General features: G+C 58.1%; 23 protein-coding genes. 11 read left to right on the top strand and 12 right to left on the bottom strand.

Going from position 1 to position 21690, the window contains the following annotated elements; all coding sequences use genetic code 11:
• Nucleotides 1–90 precede the first annotated feature (90 nt).
• Nucleotides 91–1257: an ATP-binding protein gene (locus tag J7413_RS16690; RefSeq protein WP_209100245.1), complete on the top strand. Its 1167-nt coding sequence runs from the start codon at nucleotides 91–93 to the stop codon at nucleotides 1255–1257.
• Between the two features lie 86 nt (nucleotides 1258–1343).
• Entirely contained in the window at nucleotides 1344–1628 is a 285-nt protein-coding gene (locus J7413_RS16685) for a helix-turn-helix transcriptional regulator (RefSeq protein ID WP_209100243.1), read from the top strand.
• Between the two features lie 39 nt (nucleotides 1629–1667).
• On the opposite strand, the gene J7413_RS16680 is transcribed toward J7413_RS16685, so the two are convergent.
• Entirely contained in the window at nucleotides 1668–2132 is a 465-nt protein-coding gene (locus J7413_RS16680; protein WP_247743580.1) for an Lrp/AsnC family transcriptional regulator, read from the bottom strand.
• Nucleotides 2133–2315: 183 nt separating this feature from the next.
• On the opposite strand from J7413_RS16680, the gene J7413_RS16675 reads away from it, so the two are divergent.
• The 5 genes from J7413_RS16675 (at nucleotide 2316) to J7413_RS16655 (ending at nucleotide 6731) form a co-directional block, all read left to right on the top strand.
• Nucleotides 2316–2732, top strand: coding sequence for an acyl-CoA thioesterase (locus J7413_RS16675; protein WP_209100241.1), 417 nt, complete (start codon nucleotides 2316–2318; stop codon nucleotides 2730–2732).
• On the top strand, nucleotides 2729–3781 hold the full coding sequence (locus J7413_RS16670; RefSeq protein ID WP_209100239.1) for a pyridoxal-phosphate dependent enzyme: 1053 nt from the start codon (nucleotides 2729–2731) through the stop codon (nucleotides 3779–3781). Before J7413_RS16675 ends, J7413_RS16670 begins: the two co-directional genes overlap by 4 nt.
• Nucleotides 3774–4943 (top strand): Xaa-Pro peptidase family protein, encoded by a 1170-nt coding sequence (locus J7413_RS16665; protein ID WP_209100237.1) that lies wholly within the window; start codon nucleotides 3774–3776, stop codon nucleotides 4941–4943. The genes J7413_RS16670 and J7413_RS16665 overlap by 8 nt, the downstream gene beginning before the upstream one ends.
• A 4-nt stretch (nucleotides 4944–4947) precedes the next feature.
• Nucleotides 4948–5694 carry an aspartate/glutamate racemase family protein gene (locus tag J7413_RS16660; RefSeq protein ID WP_209100235.1) on the top strand — a complete coding sequence of 249 codons (747 nt, stop codon included), beginning with the start codon at nucleotides 4948–4950 and terminating at the stop codon, nucleotides 5692–5694.
• Nucleotides 5695–5780: 86 nt separating this feature from the next.
• On the top strand, nucleotides 5781–6731 hold the full coding sequence (locus J7413_RS16655) for an NAD(P)-dependent oxidoreductase (protein ID WP_209100234.1): 951 nt from the start codon (nucleotides 5781–5783) through the stop codon (nucleotides 6729–6731).
• Between the two features lie 15 nt (nucleotides 6732–6746).
• Here J7413_RS16655 and J7413_RS16650 read toward each other — a convergent pair whose 3' ends face one another.
• From J7413_RS16650 to J7413_RS16635, 4 genes are all read right to left on the bottom strand, one after another.
• Nucleotides 6747–7130 carry a cupin domain-containing protein gene (locus J7413_RS16650; protein ID WP_209100233.1) on the bottom strand — a complete coding sequence of 128 codons (384 nt, stop codon included), beginning with the start codon at nucleotides 7128–7130 and terminating at the stop codon, nucleotides 6747–6749.
• Nucleotides 7131–7335: 205 nt separating this feature from the next.
• On the bottom strand, nucleotides 7336–8250 hold the full coding sequence (locus J7413_RS16645; RefSeq protein WP_209100232.1) for a tyrosine recombinase XerC: 915 nt from the start codon (nucleotides 8248–8250) through the stop codon (nucleotides 7336–7338).
• Complete coding sequence (locus J7413_RS16640) at nucleotides 8247–8957, bottom strand: DUF484 family protein (protein WP_209100231.1); 711 nt, start codon at nucleotides 8955–8957, stop codon at nucleotides 8247–8249. Before J7413_RS16640 ends, J7413_RS16645 begins: the two co-directional genes overlap by 4 nt.
• 88 nt (nucleotides 8958–9045) lie before the next feature.
• Nucleotides 9046–10674 (bottom strand): AMP-binding protein, encoded by a 1629-nt coding sequence (locus J7413_RS16635; protein WP_209100230.1) that lies wholly within the window; start codon nucleotides 10672–10674, stop codon nucleotides 9046–9048.
• A 351-nt stretch (nucleotides 10675–11025) separates the two neighbouring features.
• Here J7413_RS16635 and J7413_RS16630 point away from each other — a divergent pair, with 351 nt between their 5' ends.
• Nucleotides 11026–11703 (top strand): Hint domain-containing protein, encoded by a 678-nt coding sequence (locus J7413_RS16630; protein WP_209100229.1) that lies wholly within the window; start codon nucleotides 11026–11028, stop codon nucleotides 11701–11703.
• A 93-nt stretch (nucleotides 11704–11796) separates the two neighbouring features.
• Here the strand turns inward: J7413_RS16630 and J7413_RS16625 are convergent, their stop codons facing one another.
• From J7413_RS16625 to J7413_RS16595, 7 genes are all read right to left on the bottom strand, one after another.
• Nucleotides 11797–13995: a 3-hydroxyacyl-CoA dehydrogenase NAD-binding domain-containing protein gene (locus J7413_RS16625; protein ID WP_209100227.1), complete on the bottom strand. Its 2199-nt coding sequence runs from the start codon at nucleotides 13993–13995 to the stop codon at nucleotides 11797–11799.
• 24 nt (nucleotides 13996–14019) lie between these two features.
• Entirely contained in the window at nucleotides 14020–15231 is a 1212-nt protein-coding gene (locus J7413_RS16620) for an acetyl-CoA C-acetyltransferase (protein ID WP_209100225.1), read from the bottom strand.
• Between the two features lie 24 nt (nucleotides 15232–15255).
• A complete protein-coding gene (locus tag J7413_RS16615) occupies nucleotides 15256–15894 on the bottom strand; it encodes a glutathione S-transferase family protein (protein WP_209100222.1) in 639 nt (212 codons plus the stop codon).
• A gap of 56 nt (nucleotides 15895–15950) precedes the next feature.
• Nucleotides 15951–16163 carry a hypothetical protein gene (locus J7413_RS16610; protein WP_209100220.1) on the bottom strand — a complete coding sequence of 71 codons (213 nt, stop codon included), beginning with the start codon at nucleotides 16161–16163 and terminating at the stop codon, nucleotides 15951–15953.
• A gap of 67 nt (nucleotides 16164–16230) precedes the next feature.
• Entirely contained in the window at nucleotides 16231–18006 is a 1776-nt protein-coding gene (locus J7413_RS16605; protein ID WP_209100218.1) for an acyl-CoA dehydrogenase C-terminal domain-containing protein, read from the bottom strand.
• 48 nt (nucleotides 18007–18054) lie between these two features.
• Nucleotides 18055–18456: a MerR family DNA-binding transcriptional regulator gene (locus J7413_RS16600; protein WP_209100216.1), complete on the bottom strand. Its 402-nt coding sequence runs from the start codon at nucleotides 18454–18456 to the stop codon at nucleotides 18055–18057.
• Nucleotides 18457–18817: 361 nt separating this feature from the next.
• A complete protein-coding gene (locus tag J7413_RS16595) occupies nucleotides 18818–19198 on the bottom strand; it encodes a MerR family DNA-binding transcriptional regulator (RefSeq protein WP_209100214.1) in 381 nt (126 codons plus the stop codon).
• Between the two features lie 118 nt (nucleotides 19199–19316).
• Here J7413_RS16595 and J7413_RS16590 point away from each other — a divergent pair, with 118 nt between their 5' ends.
• The 3 genes from J7413_RS16590 to J7413_RS16580 are packed head-to-tail and all read left to right on the top strand — an operon-like array spanning nucleotide 19317 to nucleotide 21575.
• Nucleotides 19317–19739: a PaaI family thioesterase gene (locus tag J7413_RS16590; protein ID WP_209100212.1), complete on the top strand. Its 423-nt coding sequence runs from the start codon at nucleotides 19317–19319 to the stop codon at nucleotides 19737–19739.
• Nucleotides 19739–20248 (top strand): PaaI family thioesterase, encoded by a 510-nt coding sequence (locus J7413_RS16585; RefSeq protein WP_209100210.1) that lies wholly within the window; start codon nucleotides 19739–19741, stop codon nucleotides 20246–20248. Before J7413_RS16590 ends, J7413_RS16585 begins: the two co-directional genes overlap by 1 nt.
• Nucleotides 20241–21575 carry an MATE family efflux transporter gene (locus tag J7413_RS16580; protein WP_209100208.1) on the top strand — a complete coding sequence of 445 codons (1335 nt, stop codon included), beginning with the start codon at nucleotides 20241–20243 and terminating at the stop codon, nucleotides 21573–21575. The genes J7413_RS16585 and J7413_RS16580 overlap by 8 nt, the downstream gene beginning before the upstream one ends.
• Nucleotides 21576–21690: the final 115 nt, after the last annotated feature.

The raw sequence follows: 21690 nt of genomic DNA, 5'->3' as shown, positions 1-21690 counted from the left end.
GCGTGACAGCAGTTGGATCTGCACAGCTGTATTGACTTATATATAGCTATATCTACCATAACATATAACTCATTAGATTTTGATAGTACCATGGATCCAGTCAGAAACCCTTTTGCCCCGGGGGCAGGTTCGCAGCCGCCGCAGCTTGTCGGACGCGATGAGATCATTACCGATGCGGTCACCGCGCTCAAGCGCACCATGATCGGTCGCCATGCGCGTTCCCAAATGCTTCTGGGCCTGCGTGGCACAGGTAAAACCGTTCTGCTCAATGCCATTGAAAACGCGGCCGAAGACGAACACTATCTCACCTCCGTGATTGAAGCCCCCGAAGAGAAAAAACTCGCGCTTATGCTCTATCCGCGCATGCAGCGCGTGTTGCGAAAGCTCTCTCTGATCGAAGCAGCGAAGGCCAAATCCCACTTCGCCATGAAAGCCCTGCGCAGTTTCGCCAGCGCTTTCAAAGTGCAGATGGGCGATATCTCAGTTTCAGTGGATCCGGAGCCCGGCGTCGCGGACAGCGGCAATCTGGAATATGACCTCACCGATATGTTTGTCGCCATTGGCACCGCTGCCAAAGCTGCGGGTCGTGGATGGTGCCTGCTGATTGATGAGGTGCAATATCTCAGCGAAGCAGAGCTTGCGGCCCTCATTGTGGCCATTCACAAAATCGGTCAGAAACAGCTCCCCGTCATGTTCTTTGGGGCGGGCCTGCCGCAATTGGCCGCCTTGTCTGGCGATGCAAAATCCTATGCAGAGCGCTTATTTTCCTACCCAAATGTCGGCCCGCTGGATGAGGCATCAGCAATGCAGGCCATAAAGGGACCGATCGAGGACGAAGGAGAAAAGATCACCCAGGAAGCGCTGAAACGGATTTATGAAACCACGCAGGGATACCCGTATTTCTTGCAGGAGTGGGGCTATCAGGCGTGGAACACTGCCGTGGCTTCCCCGATTGACCGAGATGTTGTCGAGGTGGCGACCGGGGATGCGCTGCGGCGTCTGGACGAAGGGTTCTTTCAGGTCCGTTTTGACCGCCTGACCCCAAAGGAGCGCGATTATGTGGTCGCCATGGCTGCGTTGGGGTCAGGGCCATACCGCTCGTCCAAGGTGGCCAAAAAGCTGGGCCAGTCCCCCAGCAAACTCGGCCCCCGACGCGCCCAGATCATCACCAAAGGTATGATCTACAGCCCTCAATATGGCGAGATAGACTTCACCGTCCCCATGTTTGACGACTTTTTGCGCCGTACTCAGCGTTGAGGGGAGATACCTTCAAAGGCAAACTTGCCACCCGATACACACCAGCCTATCTAGGGTAGACAGACAACAATCCATACAGGTGTTCCGTGACCGCGCTTACTCTTGATCCTCAGCGTCTCAAAACTGTTCGCAAGGCGCGTAAACTGGGCCGGCCCAAGCTTGCCAAGCTTGTGGGTCTGACGGAACGCCAACTGACCAAGCTGGAAACCGCTTCAAATGGCGCAGCTTTGCCAGAGGCGACCCTGATCCGCATCGCCACCGCGTTGCAAATCCCAGCCCCCGCGCTCACCGGAGAATTGCCTTTGGGTGAGGACACTCTGGAGCCGGTACAGCCGATCTCCCAAGGTTCGTCTTGCAGCTGCTGCGGCTAGATCAGTCTGCAACTCTGTGAAGGGGCCAAAAAGCGCCCTTCACACTGGCACTTGCAACCCGGCTTTGACGCGGTCAATCACCACATTGCTGTGAAAACGGCGAATGTTGGGATTGTCGTTGAACACCCGGCGGCTGAAGTCTTCATAGGCGGTCATATCCGGGGCGGTCACCACAAGGATAAAATCCGCGTGGCCGGTCACATAATAGCATTGCTGCACATCATCGAGCTGCAGCATGGAGCGGCGGAATTCATCCAGAAGGTCCGTGCGCTCGCGCTCCATCTCGACCTCCACGATAAAGGTCATCGGCCGCCCGACGGCTTTGGCCGACACCACCGAAATATCCGCCTCAATCACCCCGCTGTCGCGCAACCGCGCCACGCGCCGCTGCACGGCAGAGCGTGACACCCCTGCAATCTCACCCAGTTCATCTGCGGTCAGGCGATTGTTTTTTTGCAGCGCCGCCAGCAAGCGGCGGTCCATGTCGTCCAATTCTGCGGTCATTTAGGTCGTTCAGCGTGAATATTGGGGCAAAACGCCCCTATCTCTGCGGTTTTAGGGCAAAATGCCCAAGTCTCGGCGCTACCTTCAGGGCTGCACCCTTCTTCTGTCAACCCAAAGTCCTCATTGCCATTCTCGCCATCGGCACCCAATCTGGCCCCAAACAGGCCACGAACGGAACCCCTCATGCGCTTCACTTTTGAGCACCACCACCACGTAGTTTTTGGCGATTGCGACCCAGCGGGCATCGTCTACTACCCCAATATCTATCGGTGGATGGACGGCACCTTTCAGCGCTTTCTGCAAACCTATGGCGGCCACGCGGCGGTCTGTGCGCAACTGGGGGCCAAGGGTCTTGGTCTCATGGAAACCCATGCCAAATATCGTCGCCCGCTTAGGGATGGCGATCTGCTGACCATCCGCATGGAAATCACCGATTGGGCTGCCAAATCTTACCGTCTGTCCCATCTCGGATATGTCGGAGAGGATCTCGCCTTTGAGGGCACCGAAGTGCGCGCGCTGTTTGAAATGCGCGATGGCCGCATGCGGGCGGGGGAGGTGGCACGTTTGAAAACTCTCTTGGAAAGCCCCCCTGATACATGACCGACACCTTAGCCAACCCGTTTCGCAGCCAAGGCCTCCCGACCCGCCAGTCTGACACGCTCCCCAGCCGCGATGCCGCAGCGGTGGCCAAGCTGCTTGCGCTTTGTCCGGCCCACGCCGAAACCCCGTTGCGCGACATGGCCGATCTCGCAGCCAAGCTTGGGGTCGCCAGCTTCCACATCAAAGATGAGCGCAGCCGCATGGGCCTTGGCTCCTTCAAAGCGCTCGGCGCGGCCTACGCCATCGCCCACGACGCGGCCCGCACAGATCCTTCTGATTGGTCCCAAGCGCTGACGGGCCGCACCTATGTCACCGCTTCGGCGGGCAACCACGGCATGTCCGTTGCGGCTGGCGCGCGCATCTTCGGGGCCAAGGCGGTGATCTACCTCGCCCACACAGTTCCGGCTGCCTTTGGTGCCCGCCTTGAGGCACAGGGGGCAGAGGTCGCTTGGGCGGGTGACGACTATGAAGCCAGCATGGCCGCCGCCGAAGCCGCCGCAAAGGCCAACGGCTGGACTCTGCTGTCTGACAGCACATGGGCTGGCAACGAGGCGTCAGGTTACCGCGTCATGGAGGGCTATCTGCAAATGGCCTCAGAAGCCGCCGCACAAATTCCCGCACCGCCCACACATATTTTTCTTCAGGCCGGTGTCGGTGGTCTCGCCGCCGCCGTCGCCGCCTATGCCCGCGCCACTTGGGGGGATGCGCCACAGATCACCGTGGTGGAGCCCGAAGCCGCCCCCGCGCTGATCGAGTCCATTCGCGCAGGTCAGTTGGTGGACACCACCGGACCTGTTTCTGACATGGGCCGACTGGACTGCAAAACCGCTTCCATGGTGGCGCTCAATGGTCTGGCGATGGATGCCGACAGTTTTGTGACCATCTCAGAGCAGGAGGCCCACGACGCGGTAGAGGCCCTCAGAGCCTACGGCATCGCCAGCACCCCCTCCGGTGTGGCCGGTGTTGCTGCCGCGCTGCTCAAGCGCCCGCAGCTCGACCCGGACGCCCGCATCCTCACCATTGTCAGCGAAGGACCCGAAGATGTCTGAGCCGACGCCCGCCCGCGGTTTCCCTCCTGCGGAATTCCAGACCCGCATCAGTCGCCTGCAAGCCGCCATGGCCCGCGCAGGTCACTCCGTCCTGCTGCTGACCTCAGCCGCCGACATCTTCTACACCACGGGTTTTCTCACCCGCTTCTGGGAAAGCCCGGCTCGCCCGTGGTTTGTGCTCATCCCGGCCACCGGCGCCCCTATCGCCGTGATCCCAGCCATCGGCGCAGACCTGATGGGCAAAACATGGCTCACCGACATCCGCACATGGGACGCGCCTTTCCCTGAGGACGATGGCCTCAGTCTGCTCTGCGACACCCTTGCCGAAATCGTCCCCGTAACTGGCACCGTCGGCCTGCCCATGGGCCTTGAAACCCAGCTGCGCATGCCACTGGCGGATTACACCCAACTCACCCAAACCCTCGCGCCCCGCCGCTTTGTCGACGCCACAGACACCGTCCAACGCACCCGTGAAATCAAATCAGAGGCTGAGATCCGCAAAATCCGCGCCACCTGCGCCGTCGCAGATCGCAGCTTTGCCCGCATCTCCGAATACGCCGCCGAGGGCCGCACCCATGCGCAGGTCTTCCGCGATTTCCAGCGTGTGTTGCTGGAGGAAGGCGCCGATTGGATCAGCTACACCGCTGGTGGCGCGGGGCAGGGCGGCTACGGCGATGTCATCTCCCCCGCTGGCGATCAAAAACTCATGGCAGGTGACGTCCTCATGCTCGACACCGGCGCAGTGCTCGATGGCTACTTCTGCGATTTTGACCGCAACTTCGCCATCACCCGCGCCGATGACGCCGCCAAACGCGCCTATGACGCACTCTACCGGGCCACCGACCACGTGCTTGCCACCCTGCGTCCCGGCCACCGCGCCTGCGATGTGCATGCCATGTTTGTCGACAGCCTCACCGCGCAAGGCGCCACCCCCGGCGACGGACGGCTCGGCCATGGCCTTGGCATCACGCTCACCGAATGGCCCAGCTTCACGCCACATGACACCACAGAGCTGCGCGCTGGCATGGTGCTCACGCTGGAGCCGGGCGTGGAAATCGCCCCGGGACTCTTTCAGGTGCATGAAGAAAACATCGTCTTGCGCGAGGATGGTTGCGAGCTCCTCTCAACCCGCGCCCCCGCCGCGCTCCCGATCCTGAGGTAACCCTATGGACACCATCCCTTTCACGCTTGGCACACCCGCCTCTGGCGAACACACGCTCGGCCTCATCGTGCTCAAATTTGACGAAACGCTGGAGCAGGATTTTCGCCGCCTCTTCCCCTCTCGTGATCTCGCGCTTTACACCTCCCGCGTGCCGTCCGGTGCCGAAGTCACCACCGACACCTTGCAGGAAATGTCCCAAACCCTGCCGGCAAGTGCCGCGCTCTTCCCGCCTGCCGCGCGCTTTGATGTGGTCGGCTACGGCTGCACCTCAGGCACCACCATGATCGGAGCCGCCAAAGTGGCCGCGCTCGTTGCGCAGGGCGTGAAAACCCCCGCCGTGACCGACCCGCTCTCCGCTGCCATCGCCGCCTGCCGCGCGCTCAACATCACGCGCCTTGGCATGGTTACGCCTTATGTGGCCGAGGTCTCCCTCCCGGTGCAACGCGCCTTTGAGGCCGCAGGTATTTCTGTCCCCGCACTGGTGTCCTTTGGCGAAGCCGGAGAGGAGAACGTCGCCCGCATCACCGCCGCCTCCGTCAAAGCCGCCGCAACCCAAGTGGGGCAGCAAGATGTGGAGGCGGTGTTCCTCAGCTGCACCAACCTGCAGACGCTTGATGTGATCGCCGAACTGGAGGCCACACTCAACAAGCCGGTGTTCAGCTCCAACACCGCGCTGGCATGGCATATGGCGCAGCTTTCCGGCGCGCCGCTGGCGTCGGAGGCACCGGGCCGCCTCTTTGGCAAATCATAGGTCAAAAACGCCAGATATGTCGCGCCCCGACCTGCCGCGCATGTCAACTCGCGCCACGCTGCAACAGAGGATAGGGGGGAACGCGTGTGAAAATTGGATTTATCGGGTTGGGCAATGTCGGCGGCAAACTCAGCGGCAGCCTGCTCAGAAACGGCAAAGAGCTCTATGTCCATGATCTGAATGTTGATCTTGTGGCCGACAAGCTGGCGCAGGGGGCCAAGGCGGTCTCCGGCCCGGCAGAGATGATGCGCCTCTGTGATGTGGTCATCACCTGCTTGCCGTCTCCCGCCGCCTCAGATGCGGTGCTGCAGCAGATGCTGCCAGAGGTCGGCCCCGGCAAAATCTGGATGGAAATGTCCACCACTGATGAGGCCGAGGCCAAGCGCCTTGGCGCATTGGTCGTCGCGGCTGGTGGCGCTGCGGTCGATTGCCCGGTGTCGGGCGGGTGCCATCGGGCCGACACAGGCAACATCTCCATCTTCGCAGGCTGTGATCGGGCGACCTTCGAGCGCATCCTGCCGCTCCTCACCACCATGGGCCGCCGTGTTTTGCACACCGGCGATCTCGGCTCGGCTTCGGTGTTGAAAGTCGTCACCAACTACCTCGCCACCGCACATCTGGTGGCCAGTGCCGAGGCGCTCACCACCTGCGCCGCCGCCGGCATGGATCTCAACACCGCCTATGAGGCGATCAAGATCAGTTCCGGCAACTCCTTCAGCCATGAGACCGAAAGTCAGGTCATTCTCAACGGCTCGCGTGACATCTCTTTCACCATGGATCTGGTCAAAAAGGACATTGGCCTGTTTCAGGATGTGGCCGACCGTGCTGGCGTGCCGCTGGAGCTCAACCCGCTGATGATCGCGATGTTTGACGACGCCATCGCGCGCTTTGGGGAAAGAGAACTCAGCCCCAACATCATCAAGCGGCTGGAGGAGGCCACCGGTCTTTCTGTGCTGGCCCCGGGCTTCCCGCCTGAGATGGTGGATGATGAGCCCGAGGAGCCGGGGTATGAGGTCGTGCCGCAGGGGCGGGGCTGAAAGGCGCGCAGTTTGTCAGACGGTCGGCGGCCATGCCCCGTCAACATGAGAGGCTTCCCGATCGCCCGGCCATGGCGGCATGGTGATACATATGAATGTCAGCGGCACCTCTCCGGTGCAGCGATACTGAAACGCTGTGCCCAAAGGAATATCAATCGACACACCGGGCGCGAGGGGCGTGATTCTTTCCTCACTCTCGTCGCGTCGCCAGATCTCCCCCTGACCTTCCAGAACATACCAGAACTCGCTAACGCTCTTGTGGATGGTTGCTCTGTTGATCTGCCCCGGGGGAACGGTGCTGTGAATCATATTCCCCGTGGTGCCATCCATAATGAAACGGATGTCGGCCCCGGCGGGTGATTTTGCATCTGGCGCTTCGGGCAAGACGGTTTCTTTCATCACGGCTTCCTTCTGTAAATGGCACCTGTGGCAAAACACGGCGCTTCAGATCGCTGCGGTGGTGGGGCTGGCCCCTCAATCCCCTAACCATGGCGGCCGATTAACCATTTCTGACCCCGAATTTCGCACCTCCGCAATACCGTCGCGATACAGACGCAATACCGACGTTCAAAACAGGCGGTTTTTGACGTTAACTATTTGCCACTCACGCTTTTGGGTGGGTGTTGTTGTAGACTTCCATCAGGCGCGCCGCATCGACCTGCGTGTAGGTCTGTGTGGTGGCAAGCGAGGCATGCCCAAGCAGCTCCTGAATGGCCCGCAAATCGCCCCCCGCGCTCAGCAGATGGGTGGCAAAACTGTGCCGCATCGCATGGGGGGTGGCGGTCGCAGGCAGGCCCAGTTGCTGGCGGGTTTTCTGCATCGCCATCTGCACAATCCGCGCGCTCAGCGCCCCACCACGCACGCCACGAAACAGCGGACCTTCTCGGCTAAGATCATGCGGACAAAGGGAAATATATTGATCCACCGCCGCGCGTGCCGCATCCAGAACCGGCACGATGCGTTCCTTGCCGCCTTTGCCGACAATGCGCAACGTCTTGGGCAGTGGGGCGTCTGCACCTGTCAGGCTCAGGGCTTCGGAAATTCGCAGGCCACAGCCGTACAGCAGGGTGATCACCGCCGTATCCCGCGCGCCAACCCAATCGTCACTTGATTGAAATTCAACGGTTTCAATGACTTGCTTAGCGGCCTCCTCGGAAAGCGGACGGGGCAGTTTGGCATTGAACTTGGGCGACCGGGTGGCCAAAACCGCTGTGGGATCGCATCCCTCGCGTTCCGCCAGCCAGCGGTAAAAACTCTTTACTGCCGAGAGTTTACGCGCCAGAGATCGCGGCGCAATGCCCGTGCGGCGCGCGCTGGCCATCCAGCTGCGCATGTCCTGCACCGACACGGCCATCAACGGCGCAAGCCCCTGCGGCGCGCCTTTGTGAAGCGTTAAAAAGCTTGCGAATTCAATCAGATCGCGCTCATAGGCCGAAATTGTGTTGCTTGAGGCCGCCTCCAATGCGGCCTTATGGGCCAGAAATCGCGTGATCGCGTCACTGACCGCCGCGCTGATCACGCCAGCCAGCGGCGCATGGCGCGCTCAAAAACACCGGCAAAAAACGCCAGCAAATCAGTGCCTTGTTGCGGTGTGAACTGATGCGGATCTTCCGCGCCCATCACCAGCAGCCCCGGCAGGCGGCCCTTGCCGAAATCGAGTTTCAGACAGGCTTCTGAGCAGATCCAGTCACTGTCCTCGCCATAGACCTCCGCACGCGCGCCCTGCACCTGGCGCAACGTCACCTGTCGTTGTGGTATGTTGCGGCCTCCGGTCAGATACTCCTCGACAAATCCCGGCGCCGCCGTCGACAGCACATCACCAAGCCGCGCCAGAGCATTGTCGCCCTCGGTCTCCTGCTCGGTTTCCAGCACCAGCCGAATGGCATCCACACGCAAAATATCGGCGACCTCGCCGCTCAGATCATGGAGAAAACGTTCAAATTCAACCGGATCCAACATCCGCAGGATGGCACGATGCACCTGATTGGTGCCCGCCAAATTGTCGTAAGCCGCCGCAATCACGCTGCGGTGGGTGTCTTCCAGCCGGTCCAGCCGTGCTTCAAGGCGTTCCATCGCAATGCCACGCAAATCGACAATATTGCCGCCCATGGTCTTTTCATTCGCGGCGATCAACGCGCGCATCAGATCGCGATCCTCAAGGATCACATCCGGTTGCGAGATGATTTTCTCACGCAACCCGTCTTCAATCTTAGGAGTGCTGCTCATATCGCTGCCATTTACGGTCGTTAACGAGAGTCTACCAGAGCCTTTGGGCAAATGCCGCAACTTTTTGCAAAGACTTGCCCAAACACACCTAAAGCGCCTTGGCCTGTTCGCGCAGGGCGAATTTCTGGATCTTACCTGTCGAGGTTTTGGGCAGTTCGCCAAACACAACTTTCTTAGGGGTCTTGAAACCAGCCAGATGTGCTCTCGCAAAGGCGATCACCTCTGCCTCCTCAACGCTCACACCGTCCAGAAGTTCGACAAAAGCACAGGGCACTTCCCCCCATTTGTCATCCGGCTTGGCCACCACCGCAGCCAGGCTGACGGACGGGTGATCCATCAATGTGGCCTCTACTTCAACCGAACTGATGTTCTCACCGCCTGAGATGATGATGTCTTTTGCGCGATCCGTGATTTGGATGTAGCTGTCGGGGTGCTGAATGGCGATGTCCCCGGAATGAAAATACCCACCGGCAAAGGCTTCTCGCGTGGCGTCTGGGTTCTTCAGATAGCCTTTCATAACGGCATTACCACGGATCATGATCTCGCCATCCGAAGCGCTATCCATCGGAATCTGTTGCAGTTTTTCGTTTGTAACAGTCACTTCTTCGATAAAAGGCATGGTCACACCCTGCCGCGCTTTGATCGCAGCGCGCTCTGCTGTGTCCAACCCATCCCAACGGGTGTCGTCCCACAGGCATTCGGTGACAGGACCGTAAACTTCGGTCAACCCGTAGATCTGGGTCACGTTGAATCCCATGGGCTCGAACTTGGCCAATATGGCTGGGGCAGGGGGAGCACCTGCAGTGAAAACCTCCACCAGATGGTCAAATGTGCGGCGTTCGCTGTCTGGGGCATTCACCATCATATTGAGCACAATTGGCGCGCCCCCCATATGGGTCACACCTTCATCGGCAATGGCATCAAATATCGGTTTTGCCGCCACATCCCGACAACAGATCAATGTGCCGCCCACCATTGGCATCAGCCACGTATGGCACCAGCCGTTGCAATGAAACAGGGGGACAACCATGAGGTAAACGGGATAGAGCGTCATCTGCCAGCTCAGCACTTGCCCCATCGCATTCAGATAAGCGCCGCGATGGTGATAGACCACGCCCTTCGGCTGTCCGGTCGTCCCGGATGTGTAATTCAGCGAGATGCTTTCCCATTCATCTTTGGGCATAATCCAGTCAAATACTGGATCACCTGAGGCCAGAAGCGCCTCATATGTCATGTATTTTCCACTTGCCGGAAAGCCTGCCGCCTCATCCGGCACTTCCACAAGGGTTGGGCCATCTCCGTCCATCTCTGCAATGGCGGCTTCCGCGAGCTCTAGGAATGCGGTGTCAACCAGCGCGACTTTGGCTTCCCCGTGACCAAAAATGTAAGCCACGGTGTGCACATCCAGTCGGATGTTGATCGCGTTCAGCACGCCGCCACAGGCAGGAACGCCAAAATGGGCCTCCGCCGCGGCAGGGATGTTTGGAACGATGGTGGCAACCACATCCCCCGGCATGACGCCAAGCTGGGCAAGGCCCGACGCAAGGCGTGTGCAGCGTTCATGATATTCGGAATAAGTGCGGCGAGTGTCGCCGCTCACCATCGCTATACGGTTTGGGAAGACCTGAGCCGCGCGGCGTAATCCAGACAGCGGTGTGAGCGGTACAAAATTTGCATCGCATTTTTCGAGACCTGTTTCGTCCGCCATCCAACCCATCGACATCTCCTCCTTGTCGGCCACCCTGTGTGGTGGCAAGTATCTGGTTGCCAAAAGAAAACCTCGGAACGGTGTTGCAATCAAGCAGGATTGCGACAATGACAGCGTAGAAAACTGCATGAGGCCGCGCAAAACGCCTCGTTGCGGCAACGCATATGCCCCAAGAGGCACCGCGATGACGTGCATTTACGGCGCGATTTGTCAAAAGTTTGGATCGAATGCCATGCAAGCGATCTGGATTGTTTACCGATTATCAACGCTGACACAGAACAATCGCAATTGGGGCGCATTGCTTCCTTATTGGCGGCGTGCAGTGGAAATACCAAAATCGTTGGGGATGTTGCGGGACCGATGGAACATGCGGTGGGATCAATTCGTGACAAGGCGATCAAGGCCTTGGCAGAACGGCGCGAGGCGGCGGGCATCAAGCCTGTTTTGATCACAGCGGGATGCGGTTTCGTTCAAGGCACGCGGGTTGTCACGCCCGGGGGCTGGGCTTCCGTAGAAAGCCTTCATGTTGGCGACGAAGTGCTGACATTTGACGCAGGCTTTCAGCGGATCAGAGCTGTGGCTTCTGATTTGATAGCGTCCCCTGACCAAGTGACACCGCACAAACTCAGACCATTGTTCGTACCAAGGGGGACGATCGACAATCGGCGCGACTTGGTTGTGCAACCGCATCAGGGGGTCTTGGTTGAAAGTCCGAAGGTGCGCGACAAATGGGGGGACCCTTTCGCTGTCATTCCTGGGGCGGCGCTTGAGGTTCTGGAGGGGGTCTATCGACTGCAGATGCAGGAAACCCTCAGGGCTTACTTGCCTGCGTTTGCAGAGGATCAGATGATCTTTGCCAATGGCGGGACGCTGCTTTTTTCGCAGTGTGTATGGGGTGTTCGCGCAGGGGTGCGGCCTCGGTTCGCACATGTGGCGAACTACAATTTGATGCCTGTTATTGAGGCCAAGGCTCTTTTGCAAGGCGGTGCCGCGCGTCCTGTGGATGTGAACCTGCAAGAGCTCCGCCGCGCCGCTTGATCTGAGCGCCGAAGGCTTTCGCGCTTTTGAGACGAGATTAACACATGAAAAAACGCCCACCAATTGGCGGGCGTTTTGTTTTGCTTGATCGCGTTACGCTGCGGCTTTGGCCTGTGGACCGAAACGGCCATAGAAGGTCTCACCCTTGTCAGCCATCTCGCGCAGAAGGGCCGGGCACTCAAAGCGCGCACCAAATTTTGCGGTCAGTTCGTCGCAACGCTCTGCCGCCCAGGCTGCGCCCACGATGTCGAGCCAGCTGAACGGGCCACCAGACCAAGGCATAAAGCCCCAGCCAAGGATCGCACCAACATCGCCTTCGCGGATGTCTTCGAGAACACCGGCTTCCAGCGCGCGCACCGCTTCCAACACCTGAACAAAGATCAGGCGGTGCTGCACTTCAATCAGATCGGGTTGCTCTTCCAGAAGCGGGAACTTCTCGTTGAAGCCCGGCCAATAGCCCTGACGCTTGCCTTTTTCATCATAGTCAAAGAAGCCGGCTTTGGCCTTACGGCCCAAACGCCCTTCTTCGACCATCCAGAAGGTCACATCATCCGCGACAGACTTTGGATAGGCATCGCCCATGGCGTCCATCGTTGCTTTGGCAATCTTGGCACCCAGATCAAAGGAGGTTTCATCCACCAGCTGCACCGGCCCCACAGGGAAGCCCAGAAGCTGTGCGGCATGATCCAGAAGCGGGCGGCCCACACCTTCGCCAGCCATCATCACACCTTCGTTGATGTAAGGAATGATGCAGCGGTTGGCATAGAAGAAGCGTTCGTCGTTCACAACGATCGGGGTCTTCTTGATCTGGCGCACATAGTCGAGCGCTTTGGCCACCGCGCGTGGGCCGGTTTCTTTGCCTTTGATGATCTCCACCAGCGCCATCTTCTCAACTGGGGAGAAGAAGTGAATGCCGATGAACTGCTCCTTGCGCACCGATGCTTCCGCCAGACCGGTGATCGGCAGAGTCGATGTGTTGGAAGCAAAGATCGCATCCTCAGGTATGATGGCCTCAACCTTCTTGGTCATCTCCGCTTTCACGCCAACGTCTTCGAACACCGCTTCGATGATCAGATCCACATCAGACAGTGCGTTGAGGTCTGTGGTCGCGTTGATGCGCGCCAGCATAGCCTCTTTCTTGTCTGCCGTGACCTTGCCGCGCTTCATGCCTTTGTCGAGATAGGTCTCGGTGTAGGCTTTGCCGCGATCTGCCGCCTCTTGGGAGGTGTCGATCAGCACAACATCCATGCCTGCCTGAGCAGAGACCAAAGCGATGCCAGCACCCATCATACCCGCGCCAAGAACGCCAACTTTCTTGACGGTTTGATCTGGCACGTCGGGGCGGTTTGCGCCTTTCTCCAGCGCCTCTTTGTTGATGAACAGAGACTGGATCATCGCAGAGGAGGACGGGTTCAAGAGCACGTTCACAAACCAGCGCGCCTCGATTTTGAGCGCTGTGTCAAACGGCACTTGAGCGCCTTCGTAAGCGGCAGACAGCAGCGCCTTGGCGGCAGGATAAACACCCCAAGTGTTGCCGTTCACCATGGCAGAGGCGCCCGCATAGGTCATGAACCCGGCTGGGTGATAAGGCTCACCGCCCGGCATTTTATAGCCCTTGGTGTCCCATGGTTTCACGATATCCGCGTCAGTTGCATTGAGCACCCATTCGGTGGCTGCCGCGACTGGATCGTCTACCACTTCATGAATAATGCCCGCAGACTTGGCTTTCTTTGGGTCCACCATCTTGCCTTGGAGCAGGAAAGGGGAGGCCGCCATGGCGCCCATCATGCGGATAAAGCGGGTGGTGCCACCCATACCGGGGAAAATGCCAACCATGATTTCTGGCAGGCCGATTTTGGCCTTCGGATTGTCTGCCGCAAAGATACGGTGTGTCGCCAAAGGCAGCTCCAGACCGATGCCAAGCGCGGTGCCAGGCAGGGCGGAGGCAATCGGCTTGCCGCCTTTGTTGGTCTTCGGATCCATCCCCGCGCGCTCGATTTTGCGCAGGAACTTGTGGCCCATCATGGTAAAATCAAACAGGGCTTGCGCAGGCTCGTCACCTGCATCTGCGCGAATTGTGCCCAGAACATTGAGATCCATCCCGCCGGCAAAGGTGTCTTTGCCAGAGGTGAGCACGGCGCCTTTGATGTCGTCATTGGCCAGCACTTCGTCGATCAGGGCTTCCAACTCGCCAAACGCTTCGCGGCGCAGGACGTTCATGGATTTGTCAGCCACGTCCCAGGTGATAATGGCGACACCGTTGTCGCCGACGTTCATTGTGAAATCAGTCATGTCTCTTATCCTGTTGTCGGCGGATTACACGCGTTCAATGATGGTGGCTGCCCCCATGCCGGACGCAATGCAAAGCGTGGCAAGGCCAACTTCTTTGTCCTGACGCTCCAGCTCGTCGAGCAGCGTGCCGATGATGATTGCACCGGTCGCGCCCAGCGGGTGGCCCATTGCGATGGAGCCGCCGTTGACGTTCACCAGCGCCGGATCAACATCAAACGCCTGTTGGAAGCGCATCACAACAGAGGCGAAAGCCTCGTTCACTTCAAACAGATCGATGTCGCTGATCGCCATGCCTGCGTCTTTCAGGATCTTTTGGGTCGCGGGCACCGGGCCGGTCAGCATGATGGTTGGGTCCAGACCAATTTTGGCGGTCTGCTTGATCACCGCGCGCGGTTTGATCCCGTATTTCTCACCAAACTCTTTGTTGCCAACCAGAACGCCAGCCGCGCCATCCACGATGCCAGAGCTGTTGCCCGCGTGGTGGATGTGATTGACTTTTTCCAGATGCGGGTACTTCATCAGAGCCAGCTTATCAAAGCCTGGCATCACTTCGCCCTGCTCTTTGAATGCTGGCTTCAGGCCGCCGAGGGATTGCATGTCGGTGCCCGGACGCATGTATTCATCACGGTCCAGAATAGTCAGCCCATTGATGTCTTTCACTGCCACAATGGATTTGTCAAAACGGCCTTCGTCCCATGCCTGCGCAGCACGGCGCTGAGATTCCACCGCCAGCGCATCCGCTTGGTCACGGGTGAAGCCATATTCGGTTGCGATGATGTCGGCAGAGATGCCTTGCGGCACGAAATACATGTCCATGGCGACAGACGGGTCAACGGCAATGGCCGCACCGTCAGATCCCATTGGCACACGGCCCATCATTTCTACACCACCGGCGATGTAGGCATCACCAGCGCCCCCTTTGACCTGATTGGCCGCGAGGTTCACAGCTTCCATGCCGGAGGCGCAGAAACGGTTGATGGCCAGGCCGGGAATGATCTCATCCAGATCCGAAGCCAACACAGCCGTCCGGGCGAGGCAGCCGCCTTGCTCTTTCACCTGAGTCACGTTGCCCCAGATCACATCTTCAACGGCGTGGCCTTCCAGATCGTTGCGGTCTTTCAGTGCGTTCAAAACAGTCGTTGAAAGCGCAACAGAGGTCACTTCATGCAGGCTGCCGTCTTTGCGGCCTTTGCCGCGCGGAGTGCGCACGGCGTCATAGATATAGGCTTCGGTCATTTTGGTCTCCTATGTCAGGCGAATTCAGGCGCGGTCCGCAGGGGAGCCGGGCATAAGGTCGTAAGGGTGCTTCCACCCCGGTGTGTTCGAAATATTGGTGAGCCAGCGGTCAATATTGGGCCAGTCGGCACGATCAAAGCCGAAAGGCTCCGGGTAGTAGAGGTAGGAACAACAGGTCAGATCCGCATTGGTCAGCCCGTCGCCCACAATCCAGTCACGGCCCTCGAGATGTTTGTTGAGAACGTCGTAAGTGCCTTTCAGACGCCCTTGATTGAAGGCAATCACCTCTTTGGGCTGTTTGTCCTCAGGCAGGAAGTTGATCAGAAAACGGGTCGGTCCAGCGACGGCAGACAGCTTGGTGTTGTCCCACAGCACCCAGCGGAACACTTCCAGCTCTTCTTCGCGGGTGGTGCCGCCAAACTTGCCGGTTTTGTCGGTGATGTACGCTTGAATCGCCCCAGACTGAGACAGCTTGAAATCGCCGTCTACCAGTACAGGCGCTTCGCCCATGACATTCACATTGGTGCGGTAGTCTTCGCCGCGGGTTTCACCTGCAAAGAAATCCACTTTTACGGCTTCCCAGCTCAAACCTGAAAGTTCCAGTGCCAAAGCCGCTTTGTAAGAGTGTCCGCTCTCCCCAAAACAATAGAGTTTGATCGTCATGCCTTCCTCCCCTTGGCATTTGGTTCAGCAGAATGGGGCATATCCCAACTCCGCCGTCACCGTTTACGTGCGTCCAATGTTGCGTTGAACTGGCGCAAGCGTTGCGCCAGTTGCTCCGTGTCTGTCACAGCGTCAAAATTCTCAAACAGGAACGACAGCGCCTCGCCTTCATCCAGACCCGCCTCGGCCGCAAAGCTCTTGAGCTTGCGATACCCATCTTCTGTCATGGCCACGGGAAACCGTCGGGTCAGGCGAAAGCGTTTTGGCATCTGTCCTCCTTTGAGACAGCTGTTCGCAATACGCTGGGCGGGGGATAAGCCCCGCCCAGCCGATGCATTAGAACTGGTCTGCCGTCAGCGCCATCACAGTGTCGCCACCCGATTGGATGCGCGCCAGGTGCATGCCTGTCGCCGGCAAACGACGTGCCATGTAATAGCGGCCGGTTGCGAGCTTTGTCTCGTAGAACGCGGCGTCGCCTGTGCCCGCAGCCAATGCAGCATTAGCGGCTTTTGCCATTTGCGCCCACATCAGGCCGAGGCACACGTGGCCAAACAGATGCATGAAGTCATTGGAGCCTGACAGCGCATCGTTGGGGTTCTTCATACCAGCTTGCATAAAGTACATCCCAGCCGCTTGTAGATCTTTGGAGGCTTGCTTCAGCGGGCCAACAAAATCCGCGAGCGCTTCGTCTTCGCCGTTTTCCTTGCAGAAGGTTTTGACCAGCTCAAAGAACGCCATCACGTGCTTGCCGCCATCCGCTGCGAGTTTGCGGCCCACAAGATCAAGCGCCTGAACGCCGTTTGCCCCTTCGTAGATCATCGCGATACGCGCATCGCGGGTGAACTGGCTCATGCCCCATTCTTCGATGTAGCCGTGGCCGCCATAAACCTGTTGGGCTTTGACGGTCATGTCATAGCCTTCATCTGTCAGGAAGCCTTTGATGACGGGCGTCAGCAGAGATATGAGGCCATCGGCGTCTTTGTCGCCAGAGCGGTGCGCCTTGTCGATCATGGTTGCACCCCAGAGGATGAACGCGCGTGCGCCCTCGGCAAAAGACTTCTGATCCATCAGGGAGCGGCGGATATCAGGGTGCACGATGAGCGGATCGGCAGGGCCATCCGGGTTTTTCACACCGGTCACGTCGCGGCCTTGCAGCCGGTCTTTTGCGTATGTCAGTGCGTTTTGGTAGGCGACTTCGGCCTGTGCAAGGCCCTGCATGCCCACACCCAGACGCGCTTCGTTCATCATGGTGAACATGGCACGCATGCCTTTGTTCAGATCGCCAATCAAATAGCCTTCGGCGTCGTCATAGTTCAGCACGCATGTGGAATTGCCGTGGATGCCCATCTTCTCTTCGATGCTGCCCACAGACACACCGTTGCGCGCGCCGATGTTGCCTTCGTCGTCGACAAGGAACTTTGGCACGATGAAGAGGGACACACCCTTAATGCCTTCTGGGCCGCCTGGCACTTTGGCAAGCACGAGGTGCACAATGTTGTCGGCCATGTCGTGATCGCCAGCAGAGATAAAGATCTTCTGACCGGAGATTTTGTAGGTGCCGTTGTCTTGTGGTTCCGCCTTGGTGCGCATCAGGCCAAGATCGGTGCCGCAATGCGGTTCCGTCAGGTTCATAGTGCCGGTCCACTCACAAGAGACCATCTTTGGCAGCCATTTGTTTTTCTGCTCGTCGGTGCCGTGCGCAAGGATCGCTGCTGCCGCACCATGGGTCAGGCCCTGATACATGGTGAAGGCTTGGTTGGAAGCAGAGAACATCTCGCCAACCGCGGTGCCAAGAACATAAGGCATGTTCTGCCCGCCGTATTCTTCCGGCATGTCGAGGCCAGTCCAGCCGCCTTCCTTGACCTGCTCAAACGCATCCTTGAAGCCGGTAGGTGTGTAGACAACCCCGTTCTCTAGACGGCAGCCTTCGTGGTCGCCAACAACGTTCAGTGGCGCCAGCACTTCGCTGGTCAGTTTTCCGGCTTCTTCAAGTACGGCGCTGGTGAAATCGGCTTCCAGCTCGCTGTAGCCGGGAACGTCGGAACCAGAAACATTCAGAACATCGTGCAGGACAAACTGCAGGTCTTTCACAGGTGCGGTATATGTTGGCATTGGGCTCTTCCCTTTGGGTGATCCGATACGGAGGTCTTTGTGACGCGCTTACTGCGCGGCGTCTTTTTCTGTGTTGAGGTCAGAGAGGAATCTCTCGCCCCATTTCAGCTGCTCACGAAGATCGTCGATGGCTTCATTAAGCTCATCGCGTTGTTCTTCCATGTCCTTGAGGCGGTGTTTCGCCACCTCATATGTGCGCTGAAGTTGTGTCGCCTGTTGGTCTCCCATGTCGTAAAGATCCAGAAGTTGACGGATCTCTTCGAGGGAAAATCCAAAACGTTTGCCGCGCAGGATCAGCTTCAGCCGCGCGCGATCGCGTTTTGTGAACAGGCGTTTCTGGCCTTCGCGAATGGGGAACAGAAGTTCCTTGGATTCGTAAAAGCGCAGGGTACGAGGTGTCACGTCAAAAGCGTCGCACATCTCGCGAATTGTCATCGTATCTTCGCTCATAATTGCGTCCTTTCTCTATGAAAGTTGAGAAACAAAATGGGCTTCGGGAATGCCAATACTATAGCAGTTGACGTTAACGTAAGTAAGACGTCACGTCACATTAGGAAGTGACGTTGGATCATTTCCAAGTCACGACTTGGTGCATGTGAGGGACGTAAATTGGCGGTTTTGAACACTGCACCAGAGTGGGTTGTGCGTCTCTGAATGACTTTAATAGTAAGTTATATAATGTTGAAAATATTATGTATTCAGGGTGTTTGTGGCTGGTGTGCTTGCATCATTGGAAAGCAATGCACCGCAAAAAAAAAGACCGCGCCTAAGGCGCGGTTTCAAAATTTGGTGAGCTTCGGCTGTGTTGGCGTCAAGAACTGCCGTCTACCAAAAACGCAGCGGTTTCGTCGCGCAATTCCTTGAGTTCACGCATCGCTTCTTCCAGCTGCAGGCGTTGCTCTTCAAGCTCTGCATACTGGCGATCCGCCATTTCCACAAAGGCTTGCATCTGTGCAGACGTGCCCTCGTGTTCATAGATCAGCAGCCACTGGCGAATGTCTTCCAATTTAATCCCAAAGCGGCGGCCGCGCATGATCAGGGTCATCCGGGCGACTTCTTTAGGGCCAAAAAAACGGCTGCGCCCAGACCGCTCAGGGTGCAGCAATTCGATATACTCGTAATAGCGGAGCGTGCGCGGTGTCACATCGAACTTTGCGCACATTTCTTTGAAAGACAGACGAGTATCAGACATGGGCGGGATCTCCTTGCACGGGCAAACTTAGTTTGCATCTGCAGCGAGGGCAACCGCCCCCTTGCGACAGGTCGATTTTGACGCGCATAAATGAGCCCAAGGTTGTAGGAGGCAGTGCATGGACACTCAAAAAGCAAAAATGGCGGAGCACTTCATAAATGCCATTCCGCATTGCAAGGCGCTCAATATGAAATTGACGCAGATCGGCAATGGTAAGGCGTCAATGGAGCTGCCCTACGATTCCAAAATTGTTGGGGACCCTGAAACGGGCGTTTTGCATGGCGGCGCGGTCTCTGCATTGATGGACACGTGCTGCGGGGCGGCCGCAATGTGTCATCCGTCCTCGCCATCAGGAACGGCGACGATTGATCTGCGGATTGATTACATGCGCGCGGCAACGCCCGGGCAAGCGGTGCGCACTACGGCAGAATGCTACCGAATTACCAAGTCAGTCGCGTTTGTGCGTGCCACCGCAGTGGATGACGATGAGCAGCGCCCCGTGGCCACTGCCACCGGCGCTTTCACAGTGGAGCGCAAGTGATGGCGCGTAAACGTCCAGAACCGGTGCAGGTGGTCAAGCAACGTCGCGATGCGGCACTGAATGCCTTGGTGCATGGTGTCCCCTATATCAATTTCCTTGGCATTGAATTTGAGCGTCGGGGCGATGAGCTTACCGCAATACTGCCCTTTGATGACAAGCTGATTGGCAACCCAATGTTGCCTGCCATTCATGGTGGGGTCACAGCAGGCTTTTTGGAAACCACGGCTGTGATTGGTCTCGCGTGGTCGGGGTTATGGGATGATATAGAAAGTGGGCGGCTGTCGATGGAGCGCCTGTCAGAGGGGCATTTGCCACGCATGCCAAAGACCATCGACTTTACCGTCGATTATTTGCGTTCCGGTTTGCCGCGCGATGCCTATGCGCGGGCGCGCGTCAATCGCTCGGGGCGGCGTTATGCCTCTGTGCATGTGGAAGCATGGCAAGATCAGCGCAACGTGCTGTTTGCGCAGGCCACCGGGCATTTCCTGATGCCAAGTCAGGATGACTGACCCCAACGTGCAAGCCGGTGGTGTCGGTGAAATCACGCATCGCCGTATTTTGCACACAGCCCTTCCGATTGTGCTGTCAAACGCCACCGTTCCCATTCTTGGAGCGGTGGACACGGGCGTTGTTGGTCAAATGGGGGAGGCGGCGCCGATTGGCGCAGTGGGGATCGGGGCGATCATTCTTGCCGGACTTTACTGGATCTTTGGTTTCCTGCGGATGGGGACCACCGGCTTGACGGCCAAAGCCATCGGTGCGGGACGGCAAGGCGAAGTTGCGGCCATGCTCACGCGGGCGGTGATGATTGGTTTTGCTGGTGGCGTGCTCGTGATTGTAGCGCAGGTCTACCTCTTTCGCGCGGCGTTCTGGCTGTCCCCTGCGTCGCCAGAGGTGGAAAGCCTCGCGCAGCAATATCTGCAGATTCGGGTCTGGTCTGCGCCTGCGGCCATTGCGATTTACGGGCTGACCGGGTGGCTGATTGCGCATGAACGCACCAAGGCAGTGCTTGTGATCCAGATCTGGATGAATGGGCTGAATATCCTGCTGGATCTGTGGTTTGTGCTTGGCTTGGGCTGGGGCGTGGGTGGTGTGGCGACTGCGACGGTAATCGCCGAAGTATCTGGCGCTTTCTTGGCGTTGTGGCTGTGTCGGGATGTGTTTCAGACTCCGGCCTGGAAGGATTTGGCGCGTCTTTTGGATGCTGTCGCATTGCGTGAAATGGCAATGGTCAATCGCGACATCTTGCTGCGATCACTTTTGCTGCAGGCGATCTTTATGTCTTTTCTGTTTCTGGGTGCCGACTTTGGGGATGTCACGCTCGCCGCCAATCAGGTGCTTTTGCAGTTCCTTGAAATCACGGCCTATGCGCTTGATGGCTTTGCCTTTTCCGTTGAGGCTATGGTGGGGCAGGCCTTTGGGGCCAAAGACAGGGCAAGCTTGCGCAAAGCCTCTCTGATGTCGAGTTTCTGGGGGCTGATCTGCGTGGTTTTGATGTCACTGACCTTTGCGCTGATAGGCGGCTGGGTCATTGATGTGATGACCACCGCGCCGGAGGTGCGTGTCGAGGCAAGGGCGTATTTGCCCTGGATGGTGCTTGCGCCCATCATTGGTCTGGCGGGATGGATGCTGGATGGGATTTTCATCGGTGCCACCCAAACGAGAGAGATGCGCAATATGATGTTCATCTCGGCTCTGGTCTATCTGGTGGCGTTATTGGTGCTAGTGCCAAGTTTTGCCAATCATGGTCTTTGGATCGCGCTTTTGGTCAGCTTTGTTGCACGCGGCGTCACGCTTGGCGCGCGTTATCCGGCGCTTGAGGCCAAGGCCTCCTGAGCGGCGTACTTTTTCCTCTAAATTTACACCCCGTGCGCGGTTCGGTTGCGCGCGTTTCATGTTGTGATGCGGGCCGATGAGGAAATCCTCTTGATCCGATGCGCGAGTCAGCCTA

This window comes from Shimia sp. R10_1, from assembly GCF_017744095.1.
Taxonomy (GTDB): domain Bacteria; phylum Pseudomonadota; class Alphaproteobacteria; order Rhodobacterales; family Rhodobacteraceae; genus Shimia.
The sequence above is the reverse complement of the archived record's forward strand: the minus strand, read 5'-3'. Positions and strand labels throughout refer to the sequence as shown.